The sequence below is a fragment of the Streptomyces filamentosus genome (genome assembly GCF_014654895.1).
Classification (GTDB): domain Bacteria; phylum Actinomycetota; class Actinomycetes; order Streptomycetales; family Streptomycetaceae; genus Streptomyces; species Streptomyces filamentosus.
In genome coordinates this window covers 24,195-38,055 of record NZ_BNBE01000003.1, presented here as the reverse complement: position 1 = coordinate 38,055, position 13,861 = coordinate 24,195, and the positions used below count along the sequence as shown (strand labels likewise).

33 protein-coding genes are annotated in these 13,861 nt (G+C 69.9%); 31 read left to right on the top strand and 2 right to left on the bottom strand.

Going from position 1 to position 13,861, the window contains the following annotated elements; all coding sequences use genetic code 11:
• Window positions 1–48: 48 nt before the first annotated feature.
• From IE326_RS27540 to IE326_RS27455, 18 genes are all read left to right on the top strand, one after another.
• Window positions 49–354 carry a hypothetical protein gene (locus tag IE326_RS27540; RefSeq protein WP_190043599.1) on the top strand — a complete coding sequence of 102 codons (306 nt, stop codon included), beginning with the start codon at window positions 49–51 and terminating at the stop codon, window positions 352–354.
• Window positions 355–367: 13 nt separating this feature from the next.
• Complete coding sequence (locus IE326_RS27535; protein ID WP_190043598.1) at window positions 368–943, top strand: hypothetical protein; 576 nt, start codon at window positions 368–370, stop codon at window positions 941–943.
• A complete protein-coding gene (locus IE326_RS27530) occupies window positions 940–1,137 on the top strand; it encodes a hypothetical protein (RefSeq protein WP_190043597.1) in 198 nt (65 codons plus the stop codon). Before IE326_RS27535 ends, IE326_RS27530 begins: the two co-directional genes overlap by 4 nt.
• On the top strand, window positions 1,134–1,379 hold the full coding sequence (locus IE326_RS27525; protein ID WP_190043596.1) for a hypothetical protein: 246 nt from the start codon (window positions 1,134–1,136) through the stop codon (window positions 1,377–1,379). Before IE326_RS27530 ends, IE326_RS27525 begins: the two co-directional genes overlap by 4 nt.
• Window positions 1,376–1,570: a hypothetical protein gene (locus IE326_RS27520; RefSeq protein WP_190043595.1), complete on the top strand. Its 195-nt coding sequence runs from the start codon at window positions 1,376–1,378 to the stop codon at window positions 1,568–1,570. Before IE326_RS27525 ends, IE326_RS27520 begins: the two co-directional genes overlap by 4 nt.
• A 94-nt stretch (window positions 1,571–1,664) precedes the next feature.
• Window positions 1,665–1,979 (top strand): hypothetical protein, encoded by a 315-nt coding sequence (locus tag IE326_RS27515; RefSeq protein WP_190043594.1) that lies wholly within the window; start codon window positions 1,665–1,667, stop codon window positions 1,977–1,979.
• Entirely contained in the window at window positions 1,976–2,398 is a 423-nt protein-coding gene (locus IE326_RS27510; protein WP_190043593.1) for a hypothetical protein, read from the top strand. The genes IE326_RS27515 and IE326_RS27510 overlap by 4 nt, the downstream gene beginning before the upstream one ends.
• Before the next feature lie 55 nt (window positions 2,399–2,453).
• Window positions 2,454–2,660: a hypothetical protein gene (locus tag IE326_RS27505; protein ID WP_190043592.1), complete on the top strand. Its 207-nt coding sequence runs from the start codon at window positions 2,454–2,456 to the stop codon at window positions 2,658–2,660.
• Window positions 2,657–3,025, top strand: coding sequence for a helix-turn-helix domain-containing protein (locus IE326_RS27500; RefSeq protein WP_190043591.1), 369 nt, complete (start codon window positions 2,657–2,659; stop codon window positions 3,023–3,025). The genes IE326_RS27505 and IE326_RS27500 overlap by 4 nt, the downstream gene beginning before the upstream one ends.
• Window positions 3,022–3,591 (top strand): hypothetical protein, encoded by a 570-nt coding sequence (locus IE326_RS27495; RefSeq protein ID WP_190043590.1) that lies wholly within the window; start codon window positions 3,022–3,024, stop codon window positions 3,589–3,591. Before IE326_RS27500 ends, IE326_RS27495 begins: the two co-directional genes overlap by 4 nt.
• A 29-nt stretch (window positions 3,592–3,620) precedes the next feature.
• Complete coding sequence (locus IE326_RS27490) at window positions 3,621–3,845, top strand: hypothetical protein (RefSeq protein WP_190043589.1); 225 nt, start codon at window positions 3,621–3,623, stop codon at window positions 3,843–3,845.
• Window positions 3,842–4,102 (top strand): DUF6085 family protein, encoded by a 261-nt coding sequence (locus tag IE326_RS27485; RefSeq protein WP_190043588.1) that lies wholly within the window; start codon window positions 3,842–3,844, stop codon window positions 4,100–4,102. The genes IE326_RS27490 and IE326_RS27485 overlap by 4 nt, the downstream gene beginning before the upstream one ends.
• Window positions 4,099–4,437: a hypothetical protein gene (locus IE326_RS27480; RefSeq protein WP_190043587.1), complete on the top strand. Its 339-nt coding sequence runs from the start codon at window positions 4,099–4,101 to the stop codon at window positions 4,435–4,437. Before IE326_RS27485 ends, IE326_RS27480 begins: the two co-directional genes overlap by 4 nt.
• Window positions 4,438–4,469: 32 nt before the next feature.
• A complete protein-coding gene (locus tag IE326_RS27475) occupies window positions 4,470–5,096 on the top strand; it encodes a TFIIB-type zinc finger domain-containing protein (RefSeq protein ID WP_190043586.1) in 627 nt (208 codons plus the stop codon).
• Window positions 5,093–5,332, top strand: a complete 240-nt coding sequence (locus IE326_RS27470) for a hypothetical protein (protein WP_190043585.1) — start codon at window positions 5,093–5,095, stop codon at window positions 5,330–5,332. The genes IE326_RS27475 and IE326_RS27470 overlap by 4 nt, the downstream gene beginning before the upstream one ends.
• 108 nt (window positions 5,333–5,440) lie before the next feature.
• Window positions 5,441–5,950, top strand: coding sequence for a helix-turn-helix domain-containing protein (locus IE326_RS27465; protein WP_190043584.1), 510 nt, complete (start codon window positions 5,441–5,443; stop codon window positions 5,948–5,950).
• 28 nt (window positions 5,951–5,978) lie between these two features.
• The gene (locus tag IE326_RS27460) at window positions 5,979–6,494 is read left to right on the top strand and encodes a hypothetical protein (RefSeq protein WP_190043583.1); all 516 of its coding nucleotides are present in this window, start codon (window positions 5,979–5,981) and stop codon (window positions 6,492–6,494) included.
• 4 nt (window positions 6,495–6,498) lie between these two features.
• On the top strand, window positions 6,499–7,242 hold the full coding sequence (locus tag IE326_RS27455) for a MucR family transcriptional regulator (RefSeq protein ID WP_190043582.1): 744 nt from the start codon (window positions 6,499–6,501) through the stop codon (window positions 7,240–7,242).
• A 407-nt stretch (window positions 7,243–7,649) separates the two neighbouring features.
• Here IE326_RS27455 and IE326_RS27450 read toward each other — a convergent pair whose 3' ends face one another.
• Entirely contained in the window at window positions 7,650–8,456 is an 807-nt protein-coding gene (locus tag IE326_RS27450) for a BRO-N domain-containing protein (protein ID WP_229915713.1), read from the bottom strand.
• A gap of 174 nt (window positions 8,457–8,630) precedes the next feature.
• Here IE326_RS27450 and IE326_RS27445 point away from each other — a divergent pair, with 174 nt between their 5' ends.
• Complete coding sequence (locus IE326_RS27445) at window positions 8,631–9,119, top strand: helix-turn-helix domain-containing protein (protein WP_190043581.1); 489 nt, start codon at window positions 8,631–8,633, stop codon at window positions 9,117–9,119.
• Window positions 9,120–9,201: 82 nt separating this feature from the next.
• On the opposite strand, the gene IE326_RS27440 is transcribed toward IE326_RS27445, so the two are convergent.
• Window positions 9,202–9,939 (bottom strand): GntR family transcriptional regulator, encoded by a 738-nt coding sequence (locus IE326_RS27440; protein WP_190043580.1) that lies wholly within the window; start codon window positions 9,937–9,939, stop codon window positions 9,202–9,204.
• 195 nt (window positions 9,940–10,134) lie between these two features.
• On the opposite strand from IE326_RS27440, the gene IE326_RS27435 reads away from it, so the two are divergent.
• The 12 genes from IE326_RS27435 to IE326_RS27380 all read left to right on the top strand — a co-directional run bounded on the left by IE326_RS27435 (window position 10,135) and on the right by IE326_RS27380 (window position 13,847).
• Window positions 10,135–10,380, top strand: a complete 246-nt coding sequence (locus tag IE326_RS27435; RefSeq protein ID WP_190043579.1) for a helix-turn-helix domain-containing protein — start codon at window positions 10,135–10,137, stop codon at window positions 10,378–10,380.
• Window positions 10,377–10,661, top strand: a complete 285-nt coding sequence (locus tag IE326_RS27430; RefSeq protein ID WP_190043578.1) for a hypothetical protein — start codon at window positions 10,377–10,379, stop codon at window positions 10,659–10,661. The genes IE326_RS27435 and IE326_RS27430 overlap by 4 nt, the downstream gene beginning before the upstream one ends.
• A 133-nt stretch (window positions 10,662–10,794) precedes the next feature.
• Window positions 10,795–10,947, top strand: a complete 153-nt coding sequence (locus IE326_RS27425) for a hypothetical protein (protein ID WP_190043577.1) — start codon at window positions 10,795–10,797, stop codon at window positions 10,945–10,947.
• The gene (locus tag IE326_RS27420; protein WP_190043576.1) at window positions 10,944–11,291 is read left to right on the top strand and encodes a hypothetical protein; all 348 of its coding nucleotides are present in this window, start codon (window positions 10,944–10,946) and stop codon (window positions 11,289–11,291) included. The genes IE326_RS27425 and IE326_RS27420 overlap by 4 nt, the downstream gene beginning before the upstream one ends.
• Before the next feature lie 93 nt (window positions 11,292–11,384).
• The gene (locus tag IE326_RS27415) at window positions 11,385–11,645 is read left to right on the top strand and encodes a hypothetical protein (protein WP_190043575.1); all 261 of its coding nucleotides are present in this window, start codon (window positions 11,385–11,387) and stop codon (window positions 11,643–11,645) included.
• Window positions 11,646–11,776: 131 nt separating this feature from the next.
• On the top strand, window positions 11,777–11,998 hold the full coding sequence (locus IE326_RS27410; RefSeq protein ID WP_190043574.1) for a hypothetical protein: 222 nt from the start codon (window positions 11,777–11,779) through the stop codon (window positions 11,996–11,998).
• A 1-nt stretch (window position 11,999) separates the two neighbouring features.
• A complete protein-coding gene (locus IE326_RS27405; protein WP_190043573.1) occupies window positions 12,000–12,179 on the top strand; it encodes a hypothetical protein in 180 nt (59 codons plus the stop codon).
• A gap of 20 nt (window positions 12,180–12,199) precedes the next feature.
• On the top strand, window positions 12,200–12,493 hold the full coding sequence (locus IE326_RS27400; protein ID WP_190043572.1) for a hypothetical protein: 294 nt from the start codon (window positions 12,200–12,202) through the stop codon (window positions 12,491–12,493).
• An 18-nt stretch (window positions 12,494–12,511) separates the two neighbouring features.
• Window positions 12,512–12,760: a hypothetical protein gene (locus IE326_RS27395; RefSeq protein WP_190043571.1), complete on the top strand. Its 249-nt coding sequence runs from the start codon at window positions 12,512–12,514 to the stop codon at window positions 12,758–12,760.
• A gap of 24 nt (window positions 12,761–12,784) precedes the next feature.
• Window positions 12,785–13,084 (top strand): DUF7739 domain-containing protein, encoded by a 300-nt coding sequence (locus IE326_RS27390; RefSeq protein ID WP_190043570.1) that lies wholly within the window; start codon window positions 12,785–12,787, stop codon window positions 13,082–13,084.
• Window positions 13,084–13,635, top strand: coding sequence for a DUF6919 domain-containing protein (locus IE326_RS27385; RefSeq protein WP_190043569.1), 552 nt, complete (start codon window positions 13,084–13,086; stop codon window positions 13,633–13,635). Before IE326_RS27390 ends, IE326_RS27385 begins: the two co-directional genes overlap by 1 nt.
• The gene (locus IE326_RS27380; protein WP_190043568.1) at window positions 13,632–13,847 is read left to right on the top strand and encodes a hypothetical protein; all 216 of its coding nucleotides are present in this window, start codon (window positions 13,632–13,634) and stop codon (window positions 13,845–13,847) included. The genes IE326_RS27385 and IE326_RS27380 overlap by 4 nt, the downstream gene beginning before the upstream one ends.
• The last annotated feature ends 14 nt before the right edge of the window (window positions 13,848–13,861 follow it).

The window sequence follows — 13,861 nt, the reverse complement described above, 5'->3', positions numbered from 1 at the left end:
TGTCGTCGGGCCGTCCTCCGGGACGGCCCCCACCACCAGGAGCCCACCATGACCGACCTGCCCGAGGTCATCGTCACCGCCACCCGGTACACCGTCTCCCTCCTGCCCGCCGACGACATCAACCACCGCGCCTACGCCCTGAACGTCGTTCTCCGCCAGGACGGCTGGGGCATCACCGACGGCGCCGCCTGGATCGTCAGCGTGGACGGCTACTGGTCCCTCGACTACGACGCCGCCATCACCCGGCCCCATCTCGACGACGCGCTCGCCCTGGCCCGCCGCCTCGCCCCCGGCTACCGGGTCAACGGCAGGACGGCCGTTGAGGCGTACCGCATCACCCACCCCACCACCTGACCAGGAGCCCACCATGACCGACCAGCCCAAGCCCTGCCGCAGTACCCAGCACTGTGCCGTCCACGGCTTCTGCCACCGCTGCACGCCGTCTCTCGACGACGCCACTGCGCACCTCGTCGAGGCGATTGACGCCGCCGGGATTGAGTACCCCACGGCCAGCCGCGTGTACGCCCAGCTCGCCGCCACGGTCCGGGACGCCGCCCGTACCGCCGCCCGCCAGACCACCGGACAGGACGACACCGAGCCCACCCTCCGCGACCGCCTCCGCCGCGCCATCTGCGAGGCCGAGGGCTTCACCTGGGACACCGACATGCTGGAACCCGACGAGTACGGCGACCACGCCGACGCCGTCCTCCAGGTGCTCAGCGAACCGTTGCCCCAGAGGAAAGAGTTCGCCGCCCCCGCTGTCGGGCAGCCGGCCGAAGCACACGGCGTCGACCGCGCCGCCATCCTCGACGAAGCCATCGAGGCCGTCCTCGGCCGCGTGGAGGCCTACGAGGGCATGGGGCAGGACGCCGTCGACCGCAACCGCGAACGTACCGCCATCGTCAGCATGCTCCGCTGTATGGCCGTGGAGGGCGAGCGATGACCCAGCCCAGCCCGACCGTCGGCAGCGTCTGGCTGTCCCGGTACACCACCGGCCTCCGCGTCACCGTCACCGAGACCACCGGCACCCGCATCCGTATCGCCGACATCGACCCCACCACCGGCCAGCCCCGCCCCGGAGGCCGCTGGACCACCACCAGCCAGCTCACCCGCGCCTACACCCCGGAGACACCGTGACCCAGCCCAGCCCCGCCGACGAACTCCGAGCCGCTGAGGAGCGCGTCCGCATGGGCGACCAGCGCATCGACATCAGCCTCCGAGGCGAACTCCGCACCCTTCTCGACACCGCCGCCGCCATGGTCGACGTCTGGCCCGAGCTCGGCGACGACCACGACCGCGAAGCCTGCGACGACTACGCCTGCGAACTCGTCGGCGCCGCCCTTGCCGTTGCCCGCGCCATCACCGGGAGCCAGCCGTGACCCAGCCCACCACCCGCGTCCGGCTCGTCGGCACAGACCCGATCCACGCCGTCCAGCCCGCCCAGAGTGCCGCCGTCTTCACCACCTGCGGCAGCATCACCTGCCCCGAGGACCGCTGGCTTCCCGACGCCGAACCCGTCACCTGCACCGCCTGCAAGCGGGCCCTCGCCAAGACCGGGAGCCAGCCGTGACCGGCCCCAGCAGCAACCCCCACGGCGAGCACACACCCCAGCCCCGACCCAACCGCGCCACACGACGAGCCGCCCGACGACGCAAGGACAACCGATGACCATCCTCTACGCAGACGTGGAAGGCCAGCAGGAACCCCTCGACGAGTGCGCCTGGATCGAGCGTCGCCCCTGCGGCTGCATCGTCTCCGCCGTCGTAGCCGTCGTCGAGGACAACTGGACCCTCGCCACCCCCGAGCAGGCCGCCGAGCACTGGCACCGCACCAAGCGGGAACGCGACCAGGCCGCCCGCGCGGGACTCACCGCCGAGCTCATCACCATGCGCCACTACCGCAAGAACATCGGCGCCAAGTGGGAGTGCGAGCAGCACACCAAGACCGGCTACGTCCTCGACACCCCGGAGAACCGATGACCGACCGGCCCCGCCTCGACCAGCTCACCGACGACATGCTCGACCAGCTGTACGCCACTATCCAGCGCCTCAACCGGCGGGCCCAGGAAGCCGAGTCCAAGGTTGCCTGCTACCAGCGCGCCGTCGCCCAGTGGGACGTCAACGAGCGCGGCACTTACATCCCGCACGCCTCCCTCGCCGCAATCGGCCGCGCGGCCGGGACCGACATCCTCGGCAGCGTCCGGCACCTTCGGCACTTCACCCGCGTCGAGCAGGCCGAGACCGCCATCGCACGCGTCCGCGCCCTCCACGCCCCCGGCTGGGACTGGAGCTGGAAGCCGTTCGGCTGCGAGCACCACGGCGCCCACGCCCAACCCTGCGCCCACTGCGGAGTCTGCTCCCCCTGCCCCACCCTCACCGTCCTCGACACCACCGCCTGACCCGACCAACCCCCGGCCGCCCCACCACCAGGGGCGGCCCGCACCAAGGAGCACCGTGAACGCCACCGCCACGCAGTTCGAGCTCTGGCCCGACGACTGGGAGCAAGAAGCCGACCGCCGCGCCGGCATCGACCCCGACGAGCAAGCCGCCCGAGACCTCCACGCCCCCGCCCTCTACCCGCTCCACGACCACGGCCGACCCTGCGGCGGCGGACGGGTACCGCAAAGCCGGGCCGTCGACGACGTCCTGGAGACGCTGTGACACGCGCCCTCGCCCCCGGCGGGCAGCTCACTGAACTCGACCTTGCCGTTCTCCAGCACGCCGCCCACGGGCTCACCATCGCCGCCACCGCACGCGCCATAGGGAAGTCGGCAGTTGCCGTCCAGGACGCCAGGCATCGGCTCATGGGCAAGCTCGGCGCCACCACCTTGGTCCACGCCGTCTTCCTCGCCTGCCAGGCCGGGATCCTCGACGGCCGGCCCCGACGCCACGGCGACCACGCCGGCTACGAAGCCCACCGCCGCCGCGGCGAAGACCCCACCCAGTGCGAGCCCTGCCGACTCGGCGAACGAGCCCACCGGCAAGCCATGAGAAACCGCAGCAACGCGAACCAGGAGGCAGCGTGAACCCTAACAAGGCGGCAGGAGAGGGTCTGAGTGGCCGCGTAAGCGCCGAACAGGGCACGGAGGTAGTCGGGGAGGGTCGGGTCGCTCCGGGGCCCCAGAAGGGCACGCAGAGCCTTGAGGTCGTCCAGCGTCTCGCCGTCACCTTCCAGACCCGCCTCGACGCCGCCCGCGACTGGGCCCGACGCAACCTCCCCGCCGACCAGCGCGACGCACTCCTCCGCGTCCTCCGCGGCGACGCGACCGCCGGCCCCGCCAACCCCTCCGACAGCGAGCAGTACGCCCGCGACATCGAATGCGCCATCGGTCTCAACTCCGGCGGCACCGGCCCCGACATGGTCCACGCCGTCCGCGACGCCGTCCTCCGCGTCCGAGACCAGCAGCTCACCGAATGGCGCCGCGAAGCCATCCGCCGGGGCCTCGCCGTCAGCCGCCTCCAAGGCGTCATCCAGGCCCTCGAAGAACTCGCCGCCGAGGAGGTCACCCACCGCGGCGAATGGGGCAACGGCTACCGCGACGCACAGAACGACCTGCGGGAAGTCCTCGACACCCTCCAGTCCAGCCACTGACCCACCGCACACCTAGCAAGGGAGCCCTCATGTCCGATCCCCGACAGCCCGCCTACGACGCCGTGTACGCCCACATCTGCGAGCTCGGCGACCACATGCCGCCGGACCCCGTCCACCGCAACGCCATGATCTGGCGCGCCGTCCACGCCGCCCTTGAAGCCACACCCGTCGGCCGCTGCGTCTCCTCGCACTGCGTCGACGGCGACCACGTCATCGACCTCGGGCCCGTCAGCGGTACGGAGGGCGAGCGATGACCCCGCCCGACCCGAACCCCGCCGTCCAAGGCCGATGCCCCGCCTGCCGAGGAACCAGCCTCTTCCTCGGCACCGGCGGACACGTCACCTGCGCACGCATCGACTGCCCCAACCCCTGCGCCACCGACGACCTCCTCCACGGTCAGCCCGCCAGCCAGTGCACCACCGAGACCCCCACGAAGGACCGCTGTATCCGGCCCGCCCAGCACGCCGGCCCCCACACCGACGCCTACGCCATGCACTGGGAGCAGACGTGAGCTACGACATCAGCCTCTACCTGCAAGTCGACACCGGCGACCCCGAGCCCATCGACTACTGCGCCGCCGAAATCGGCAACTACACCACCAACGTCGCCGGCATGTGGCACGACGCCCTCGGCCACCGCCTCGCCGACCTCCACGGCCGACGCGCCGGCGACTGCAGCGACGCCCTCACCCGCGCCGTCCACGACATGCAGCAACGCCCCGACCACTACCAGGCCATGAACCCGCGCAACGGCTGGGGCGACTACGAAGGCGCCCTCGACTACCTCGCCCGCCTCCGCATCGCCTGCCTCGCCCACCCCGCAGCCGAGATCCACATCAGCCACTGACCCACCGCACCGCCAGCAAGGAGAGAGCCGCCGTGGACCACAACCCCGCTTGCACGATCTGCAACCGCGACCTCTGGAACGACGAGCAGGGACGCCTCATCTGCCGGCTCTGCCAGCAGCACGTCGACCGGAACCTGCAGTCCATCGCCGGACCCCGCGGCCTTTATGCCCGGCTCTGCCTCCGCACCACCCCCGGCAAGAGCAGCGGCGGCCCCGCAGTCTCCGGCACCCGCGGATCCAGCATGCCGCCCAGCGAACACGTCCTGAACCTCGTCGCGAACGGCGGCATCGTCAGCAACCTGGAATCCTGGGTCAAGGACTGGGCCACCTACGGGCTCGCCGACATCGGAGAAGGCGGCCGGCTGCAGCACCGCATCGACCACGCCGTCCGCACCCTCCGGCTCAACCTGGGCCAGGCGGCACTCAAGCATCCCGCTCTCGATGAGTTCGCTCGAGAGATTCACAGCATGGTCCGCCAGTGCTCGGCGGTTGTCGAAGGGGAGAAGCCCCCTATCCGCGTCCGAGTCCAGTGCCCCTGTGGCGCCACCCTCGGTGTCACGCTTTCCACCGATGGGGAAACATGCCGGGCCTGCGGCGCCGAGTACGGGCACACGGAGGTTCTCCGGCTACCCCTCGCCGACAGGCGGGCCGCGGCATGAGCGACTATCAGGGCCTCCGCGTCGGCGACGTCATCCCCATGGCGCCCGCCTCCGACGGGCAGGCATGGATCCCCGCCACCGCAGTCGTGCAGCTCCTCCGCGCCATAGCCGACGGACACCGCGGCCTCGCCGACGACCCCGAATGCGACCTCCGCAGCGGCGCCGACGCCATCGAAGCCGAAGCCGATGCCATCGAGGTCCGGGCCATCATGCAGACGCGGGCGGGTGGGCTGTAGGCGGGTCGGGACGCGGTAGAGCCCTTCACTCGAACGAGTGGGGGGTTCTCCATTGACACCTCGCCGTACGTACGGCAAGGTTGGGGGTGTCGAAAAGGAGGGACCCCGATGAACACCACCGCAGCCGCCACCGAAGCCCGCGTCACCACCGCCACCATTCGCATCTGGTGCCGCCGCGGCGTCATCGCCGCCACCAAGCACGCCGGCCGCTGGATCATCGACACCGCCTCCCTCGCCCGACGCATCGCCATCGGCGCCATGAAGACCCCCATCCGCAAGGCCGCCACCTTCACCATCGAGACCATGACCGCGATCGGCGGGCGGCGCTGGCAGAAGAACGGCATGGACCGCGTCTACCTCAACGCCTTCGAGACCGTCCCCGGCCTCGAACTCAGCCACTACAAGTCCGGCAGCATCAGCGGCGCGTCACTCGACGGGAACCTCATCTCCAACGCCGAAGGCGCCCGCCTCGCCACCGCCGTCGACAAGGTCTACTTCGACGCCGCCGACAGCAAGGTCCACATCAAGTGGGGATGGGGCCGGCCCCGCGACCTCAGCCGCGACCAGATCGCCGACCGCATCTTCACCTCCGTCCGCGCCGCAATCACCGCCCTCTGACACCCACCTCGGGAAGGACGACATCACCATGGTCACCACCATGAACTACGGCTCCTGGTTCAACCACCAGGGCCACGAGCTCACCATCAAGTCCAGCGTCATCACCGCCCTCGGCGACTACGGAAACGACTACGACGTCGACGCCATCGCCGACGAATGGGCCAAGGCCATCAACGACGCCCTCCCCACCCACGTCTTCCTCACCGGCGACGAGTTCATCGGCCCCGCCTACGAAGCCGACAAGGACTGGGAAGGCGACCTCGACATCAAGGAGATCATCGAGGGCATCGACTTCTGGGAGATCGTCGCCCGCTACGAGTTCCTCACCCTCGACGCCATCGGCCGTGACGAGCTCAAGTCCCAGGCCAAGGAGCCCGCGAAAGCCGCTTCGAAAGCGATGTCCCGACTCAGCGTGCAGCCTCACAGCTACCGCCCCCACCCCGACTCCGGCCGCCCCCAGGCCATCTACCTCGCCGGCGACGTCCGTGAAGCCCTGGCCAGCCGCCCCGGGCAGGGTGCACGCACCGACAAAGCCGGAAAGTAGCCGCGTGACCCCCAGCCTCCCCGAACCCGCCTCCCGCCTGGTCACCAGGAGGGAGGCGGAACCCCTCCTCGGCTACGCACCCGGCAGCCTCAAAGCCGTCATGCAGCAGCAGAAAAACCGCTGGCCCGCCCCCGTCGCCTGCCGCGTCAAAGGCCGCGCCCTGCTATACGAACTCGCAGCCCTCCAGGACATCAGCCAGCGCGGGGAAGTGCGCTCCCGGCGACGCGCCGGCTCCGACCCCGACGGACTCGTCACCTGCCTGACCTGCGGCCGCCGCTACCGCTCGCTCGGCCCCCACCTCGCCCGCACCCACCAGATGACCGCCGCCGAATACCGGGCCGAGCACCGCCTCCCCGCCACCACAGCACTCATGGCCGACGACGTGCGAGCCTCCCTCTCCCGCACCCGCACCGCCGCCATGGCCGACGACCCCGACCTCGTAGGGCGCATGCGCACTGCGGCACTCCCACAAGAGGAACTCCTCCGCCGCAGTGCCAAGGCACGGGCCGGCACCGACAACCTGCCCACCATCCAGGCAGCCCGGGCCGCCGGAGCGCACCGCACCCTGCCAGCCGCACAGCAAGCCCGCCAAGACGCCCTAGAAGCCAAGGCCCACGCCTCAGGATTCACCTCAATGCAGGACGCCATCAACAGAACCCGCAGCATGACGAACAAGGCAGCAGCGGAACGGATCGGTGTTGGCATCACCACTGTCAAACGCTGGCGCCGAAAGCCCACTGACGACTGATCGCCCCCGCATCCGAACCCGCCCCACCCGCAGAACCCCCACCGAGCGCCCGCTGGCCCCGACGGCGGGCGCTCGCCTGCGGGCGGGTACGACGAAGCCCGTCGGGGGTGGGCCGGCGGGCTGGGGGCGGGTGCGGTTCAGGGGCACTAGAACGGACAGGCCGCGTCCAGCACCCTCAATGCCTCATCAAGAGCCCGTGCGGCCTCCCCAGACGTCCCCTCCCGCAGAAGCCGATCCGCCTTCACCAACAGCCCCCGGGCCTCGGCGTAAACAGCATCGTCGCCAATCGCGTCCAACGCCTCGGCGACAGCCTCATCGATCCTCAAACGGCACCTCTCATCGACAGAACAGCACTCGAACCGAAGCCCGCCGGGGGTGGGCCGGCGGGCTTCAGGAGTGGGGCGGGGTCAGGCGGACATGCGGAGCTGGCCGCCACCCTCGAAGTCGTCGATGATGTCGGCGATCTCCTGGTAGACCTGCTCCAGGATCGGACGGTCGTCCTCGGTGTACGCGGCGACCTGGTCGATGCGCGAGCCGGCCGGGCCGGGGATCTTGCCGGGGCGGCGGCCGTGCACCTTGAAGTACCGGTTCGAGACCCGCGAGCCGAAGCCGGACTGGAACTTTGCGACGGTCTTCGGCTTGTGCCCCTTCTCGGCGAGGAACGTCGACGCGTACAGCGGCGTCTCCGACGACTCCAGCTCCGGCCGCTCGCCCATCACGCGCGCCATGATGACCTTGCCCGTCGCCGTCGCGTAGGCCTCCGGGAGGACCGGGCGCAGGATCGACAGGATCTCCGCCTGCTCCCGGTACGGCACCGGGCCCGCCGCGGCCGTGATCTCGCGAGGCTGCGGGGGCTGGCCGTAGCCGCCGGTCTTGCGGATGGCAGGGAGCACTTCGTGAGTGACCCAGCGCTTGAAGGTTTTCGCCTGCGGCTTCCGCGAGCGGAGGATCAGCGAGTACAGGCCCGGCTCGTTGATGGTGACCACCTGCTGGACGCCGCCGAGGGTGTCGGTAGTGGCGACCCCCCTTTCGTCATCGTCCAGGCTGGCCACCGCGTCGGCGACGTTGCGGATGGCGAGCACCGCACAGACGTCGCGGGCCACCCACCAGGGCTCGCCGTCGCGGATCACTGTCCGGACCTCCGACCCTTCGAAGCTGAAACGCTCGACGGCCCCGCTCTCGCTGGGGCCGTCGGGGGATGCGACCATGGGCATGGTCTCTCCTGTCTGTACACGCAGTGGATTGATCGCAGGGCCCACTCCGAACCGCCAAGTACCGGGTGGGCCTGTCGCGCTAAAACTAAGCTTTAGATGGTCACTGTGCAAGTAGTTCTCTACTTTCTGAGGCTTTAACTTGGCATAGGCCATGCTCCTGTGCACCATGGGGGCATGCAAGAGAACTGGCAGAGCGTGGCCGATGCGCTCAGGGCGTCGCGTCTCGCAATGGGGCTGTCGCAGGAGGAGCTGGCGGAACGAGCTGGCACCTCTCGCTCCACGATCCAGAACCTTGAGAGCGGCCATCCACGCAAGAGGATCAGCCGCAAGATGCAAGAGATCGCGACCATCCTCGGCTGGCCGGACGCGCACATCGAACAGCTCCTTGCAGGTGCGGCGTCCGGACCTCCCGCGAAAGAACCGCCGTCCGCGAAGCCCGAGGCATCGGCGCCCCATGCCGACCTGCCATTTGCCGTGGCTCACGAACTCGGCATCGGAGACCTTGTCGACTCGAAGGTCATCGAGTTGGGGGATTCTGACGCGCGGATCATCGTCGTCGTGCGCGCCGCAGAGGGGGCGACACCCGAGCAGTTGAGCCAGGCCCTTGAAGAGTGGAAGCGCATGCAGCTACAGATGATCAATAATGAGGAAGTGGGCGGCTAGCCGCAGTACAGCGAAGGCCCCGCCGGACATCCGGCGGGGCCTTCTCGCGCGCGGCTGAGGTGTTGCTCATCCGCTGACCGCACTACTCGACGGGGCGTTCGTCGACCCAACTACGCCGCGGCGCGTGCCAGTCGACGGCGTACTCCGTCGGCTCGCCATCCTGGTCGACGTAGCGGTTGGTCACCTTCAGGACTCGCTCGCCGGCCTCAGCGTCCAGCTGCGCAGAGATGTCCTCGGGTACGGAGTCGACGGAGTGCGTCTCGCGCTGCTGCGTGGCCCGACGGCCGGTCTGGTCCTCGATGTAGCCCATCGTCATCTTCGGCAGCTTCTCGGGCTGCGTGAACGCGGGCAGCCGCTCGGCAAGCGCGGACGTGACCCACGTGGTCGAGACGACCGAAACACCTGCGCCGTCGATGTAGCGCCGCCGGCGCAGTACGACGTCAGCGCCGACCTCGACGCCGAGCGCGTCCGCGACTTCCTGGCTGGCCGGTTCGGTACGGGCCTCAACGAACTCGACCGTCTCGCCGTCGAGCAGGCCCGAGCCACCGCCGCGCACCATGCCGATCCGGCTCGCGCCTTGGGTGAGTGGCTGTCGCTCCTTGACGATGGTGCCTACCCCGGGGATGGCGTTAGCCCACCCCTCATCACGCAGGACTGAGATGACGCGTGCAGCCGTCGCGCGGCTCACCTTCTCGGTTCGCATGATCTGGTCAACAGAGGGAGTCGCCTGACCGGGCTGCAGAGCGCCTGTGCGAATTCTCTCGATGATTTGTTCGGCGATTCGGCGGTAGGGGGGCAGGTGGGAGAGGTCTCGGGTCATGGAATCTCTCAATCTCCTAGAATCTTCTGGAAGCTTGTTGACTTAGCAATCCTTCTAGAACATCCTAGTCCTACGCCGAGCCCGGGAACAGGGCAAGGCAGGCCAAATCATGCAAAAGGCCCCGACGGGGGTGTCTCAGTGCTGCGAACACTGAGCCCGTCGAGGCCGCGCATCGTGCCCCTTAGGAGAGAACCGATGCAGGAGAACTCTACCGTGGAGGCGGTCGTAACCGCCCCCGGCATCGCTCCGTTGAGAGCGAAGGAAGTTGCCGCCGCCCTGCGTGTGGACGTGTCGACGGTCTACCTCGCCATCCGCCAGGGCGACCTCCCCGCCTACCGCGTGGGCGCCGGCCGCGGCACGATCCGCATCAGCCGCACCGCCTTCGACCAGTACGTCGCCGACCGCGGCATCCCCGCCAGCGACCTGGCGGTGGCGTCATGAGCGACCAGCCCCTCACCCCCGCCCGTCTCCTCTCCGTTCCTCTGGCTGATCTGCTGGCCGAGGTGGACGCGGAGGTGCTGGATGCCCCGGCGGAGTACGACGTCTTCGAGGGTGTCGCCCTGAAGCCCCGCTCGGGCCGGATCCAGATCGTCCTGCCGAAGGCCCGTTCGGCGGCGCACCGGGACGTGATGGCCCGCGTGCTGGTCGGCCGGCTGCTGGGTACCGACCTGGCCCCGCTGCCCGCCTCGCTGGAGTCCCGCTCGTTCGGCGGTGTCCGGTGAAGGCGGCGGCGCCGGAGCGCCGGCTGGTCCTGGTGGGCCGGAAGTCGGGCCGTGGCCCGATCGTCATCCAGATGCCCGCCCCGGCCCCGCAGCCGGCCCGCATCCCCTCGGCCCGGTGATCGCCGTGTTCGAGATGTCTGCGGCTGACATCGCCGCCCACGAGGCCGCCTCCTATGTTCGGCCCTCCGCTTCGATCCGTCGCACGGCTGCTACGCCGCTGACGGACGAGGAGCGCGAGGAGCTGTCGCGGAAGCTCGCCGAGCGCAACAAGAACAGCCGACGGTGAGCAGGTACGTCGGCACCCTGCCGACCCGCCTGCTGAACGACGACGCCATCCGCCCCGGCTCGTACCCCACGTGGGGTCACGCGGCCCGCGACTTCGACAGCCGCAGCAAGGACCGGAAGGTCCTCGCCGGGCTGATGGAGTCGCTGCCGCAGGGCCAGCGGAAGCCGATCCTCCTCGGTGTCGACGACCGCTACCACGACATCTACGTCTCGGACGGGCATCACCGGGCGCTGGCTCTGCTGAAGCTCGGCATCGCCGACTTCTCCTTCCGCTGGTGCTGGCTGCGTGCCTGGTCCGTGGATCACCAGTCGGAGCGCTTCCCGTACCACCTGCTGGGCCTGTAGCCCGCACCCCTGTACTGCCGGGGCTGGCAGTCCTACCCCCTGCTGCCGGCCCCGGCTCCCCACCCTTCCACCTCTGCCACGAGGAGATTCGTCATGCCCAAGTTCGTCATCCGCACCACGAGCGGCGACGTCTACTCCGAGGGCCAGAAGGCCCACTTCGTCCCGGAACTCGCCGCGATCGGCGCCGACTCCGAGACCCTCGACACCTTCGAGTGCGACATGGACTGCGTGGTCCTCCACTACGGCGACTACACGCTCACCATCCCCGACGCCCGCATCGCCAGCATCGCCGAGCGTGACGGCGCGAACACCGAGCAGCGCGGGACCGGCCCGAATCCGCTCGCCTGCCGCTGAGACCTCATCGTCGAGGTCCGTCGCCTCTCCAACTAGCCCACCACAGCCCCGGACCCGGCGTGATGCTGCCGGATCGGATCCGGCCCGGGGCACTCCACCAGACCATCCCACGCACCTGAAGGAGCCCTGCCATGACCACGTTTGCCCTGCTGACGATGCCGCTGGAGTCCGAGCTGGCCTGGGCGGAGCACGACGCCCGCCTCCAGATCATCCACTCCTACGTCACGGCCCAGACCGAGCGGGAGGCCACCGCGGCCCGCTGGGAGGCCGTCGCCTACGACCGCGCCAACCCGACCGCCTCGTCGCTCGTCGCCGAGCTCGACGCCCACGACTACCAGCCCGCCGCGGCCTGACGTGCACGTCGTCGACGAGTCCGCGATCTGGCCGGAGCTCACACGCACCGGCACCACGATCCGCGTCCGGGTCCTCGCCGACAACGGCCGGACCGCCGAGGTGCAGGTCGAGGACTGCGGCGTGTGGGCCCGGCAGGGCCAGATCCACCACGTCCCGTCCAGCGCCGTCCGTCTCCGCTAACCCACTGAAGGGAGCCCGTCATGGGCCTGTTCAACCGCAAGAGCAAGAACTCCGAGTACGTCGGCCGGATGCGCCAGCTCGCCGCCGGGCTGGAGGCGGGCGAGGAAGCCGCCGCCAAGGCCGCCGCCGACGCCCGCCGAGAGATCGACAAGTGGGACCGCATCGTCCGCAGCATGACCAACCGCGGCGAGGACCACGAGGGCCGGGACTTCGCGATCCGCGCACGGGACGAGGCGAAGAACGAGCTGCGAGAGGCCGAGACCCGTCTGCTGACCGCGAAGCGCGAGCGCAGCAACTTCAAGCCCACCTTCTAGCCGAAGAGGAGTCCCGTCATGGCCCTGTTCTCTCGGAAGCCGAAGCACCCGAAGCCCACCGTTCAGCTCGCTGATGTCGCCGCCGGCCTGACCACCTTCGCCGCCGACCTGCTCTCCGGGGACCGCCTGGCCGTCGACATGGCCGGCCCCGATGGCGAGATGCCGTTCACCGGGGAGGACTGGGCGGCTTACCCGACCGGCCAGTACCGGCTGGACCGTCTCGCCCACTTCGGCGGCCCGTCGCCCCTCGACCTGCCCGACGCCTGACCACCCCACCGAAGGGAGCCCGTCATGGGCTGGTACATCTCGCACGGCGGCACCCGCCACGGCTACTCGTACAGCGACGTGGACGAGCTCGTCCACCGATGCAGTGGCATCCTCACCCGCGGCGATCAGTGCACCATCACCTCCGTCATGCGCCCCGGGTCCGGGGACTCGTTCGAGGTGAAGCCCCGGCAGGCCCGGAAGGTCGGCGAAGCGCTCCTCCTCGCCGCCAGCTACCTGCCGTCGGAGTGGGCCGCCATGGCCCGCCAGATCGGAGAGTCCGCGCTCCGTGCCGCGTCCGCCAACGAGCAGTGGCGGTGGTCCTGATGGGCAACGTCTGGCGTGACGCCCGCACGATCGCCGACCTGGGCCAGAACATGGCCGGCTGGCTGGAGGGTCGGATCTCCGCCCGGCCCGGCTATCTCGACAGCCGGCCCGATTCGGAGACGCTGCACCTGGTCCCCAGCCTGGTCGTGCTGAACCGAGGTGGAATCGTCACCGTCGACAGCCAGCCCGGGCTGGCCGGCCGCGGCTACGACGGGGCCCACTGGCGGCAGAAGGCCTACGTGGAGACCTTCATCGACGACCGTGGCCCGCTCCTGAAGCGGGCGATGAGGGCTGCCGAGTCTGCCGGACTGGGCGTGATCCGCAACAACCGGGTGCCGGCGGTGCCGGTGCCGTTCACCGACCGCGATGGCCAGCCGATCACCGGGATTACGGTGAAGTACCCGCGGAACCAGCTCGCCCGCGAGTGGGAGGGCATCGGCCGGCAGGCGTTCCGCGAGCTCCGTTCCCACGGCGTCCACCTGACCTTCTACGACCCGGTCTGGGGCCGCGACGACCGGCTGTGGTCCGTGCTGATGGGGGCGGTCCGGTGACCGTCGACCGCCCCCAGGCCGTCCGGATCCTCCACGCGTTCGCTGTCCTCGGCTGCCTCGCCTGGGTCTTCGGCCCGCAGGTGTCCGTCCTGTGGCGGATCACCCTCGTCGCCCTCGCTGTCAGTGCCGCCCTCGCCACCAGCCTCACCGAGACGCCGACGACCGTCCGCCTCCTCAAGCCCACCATCCCGTCGCAGCGCGCCAACACCTGAAGGGACTGATCCAT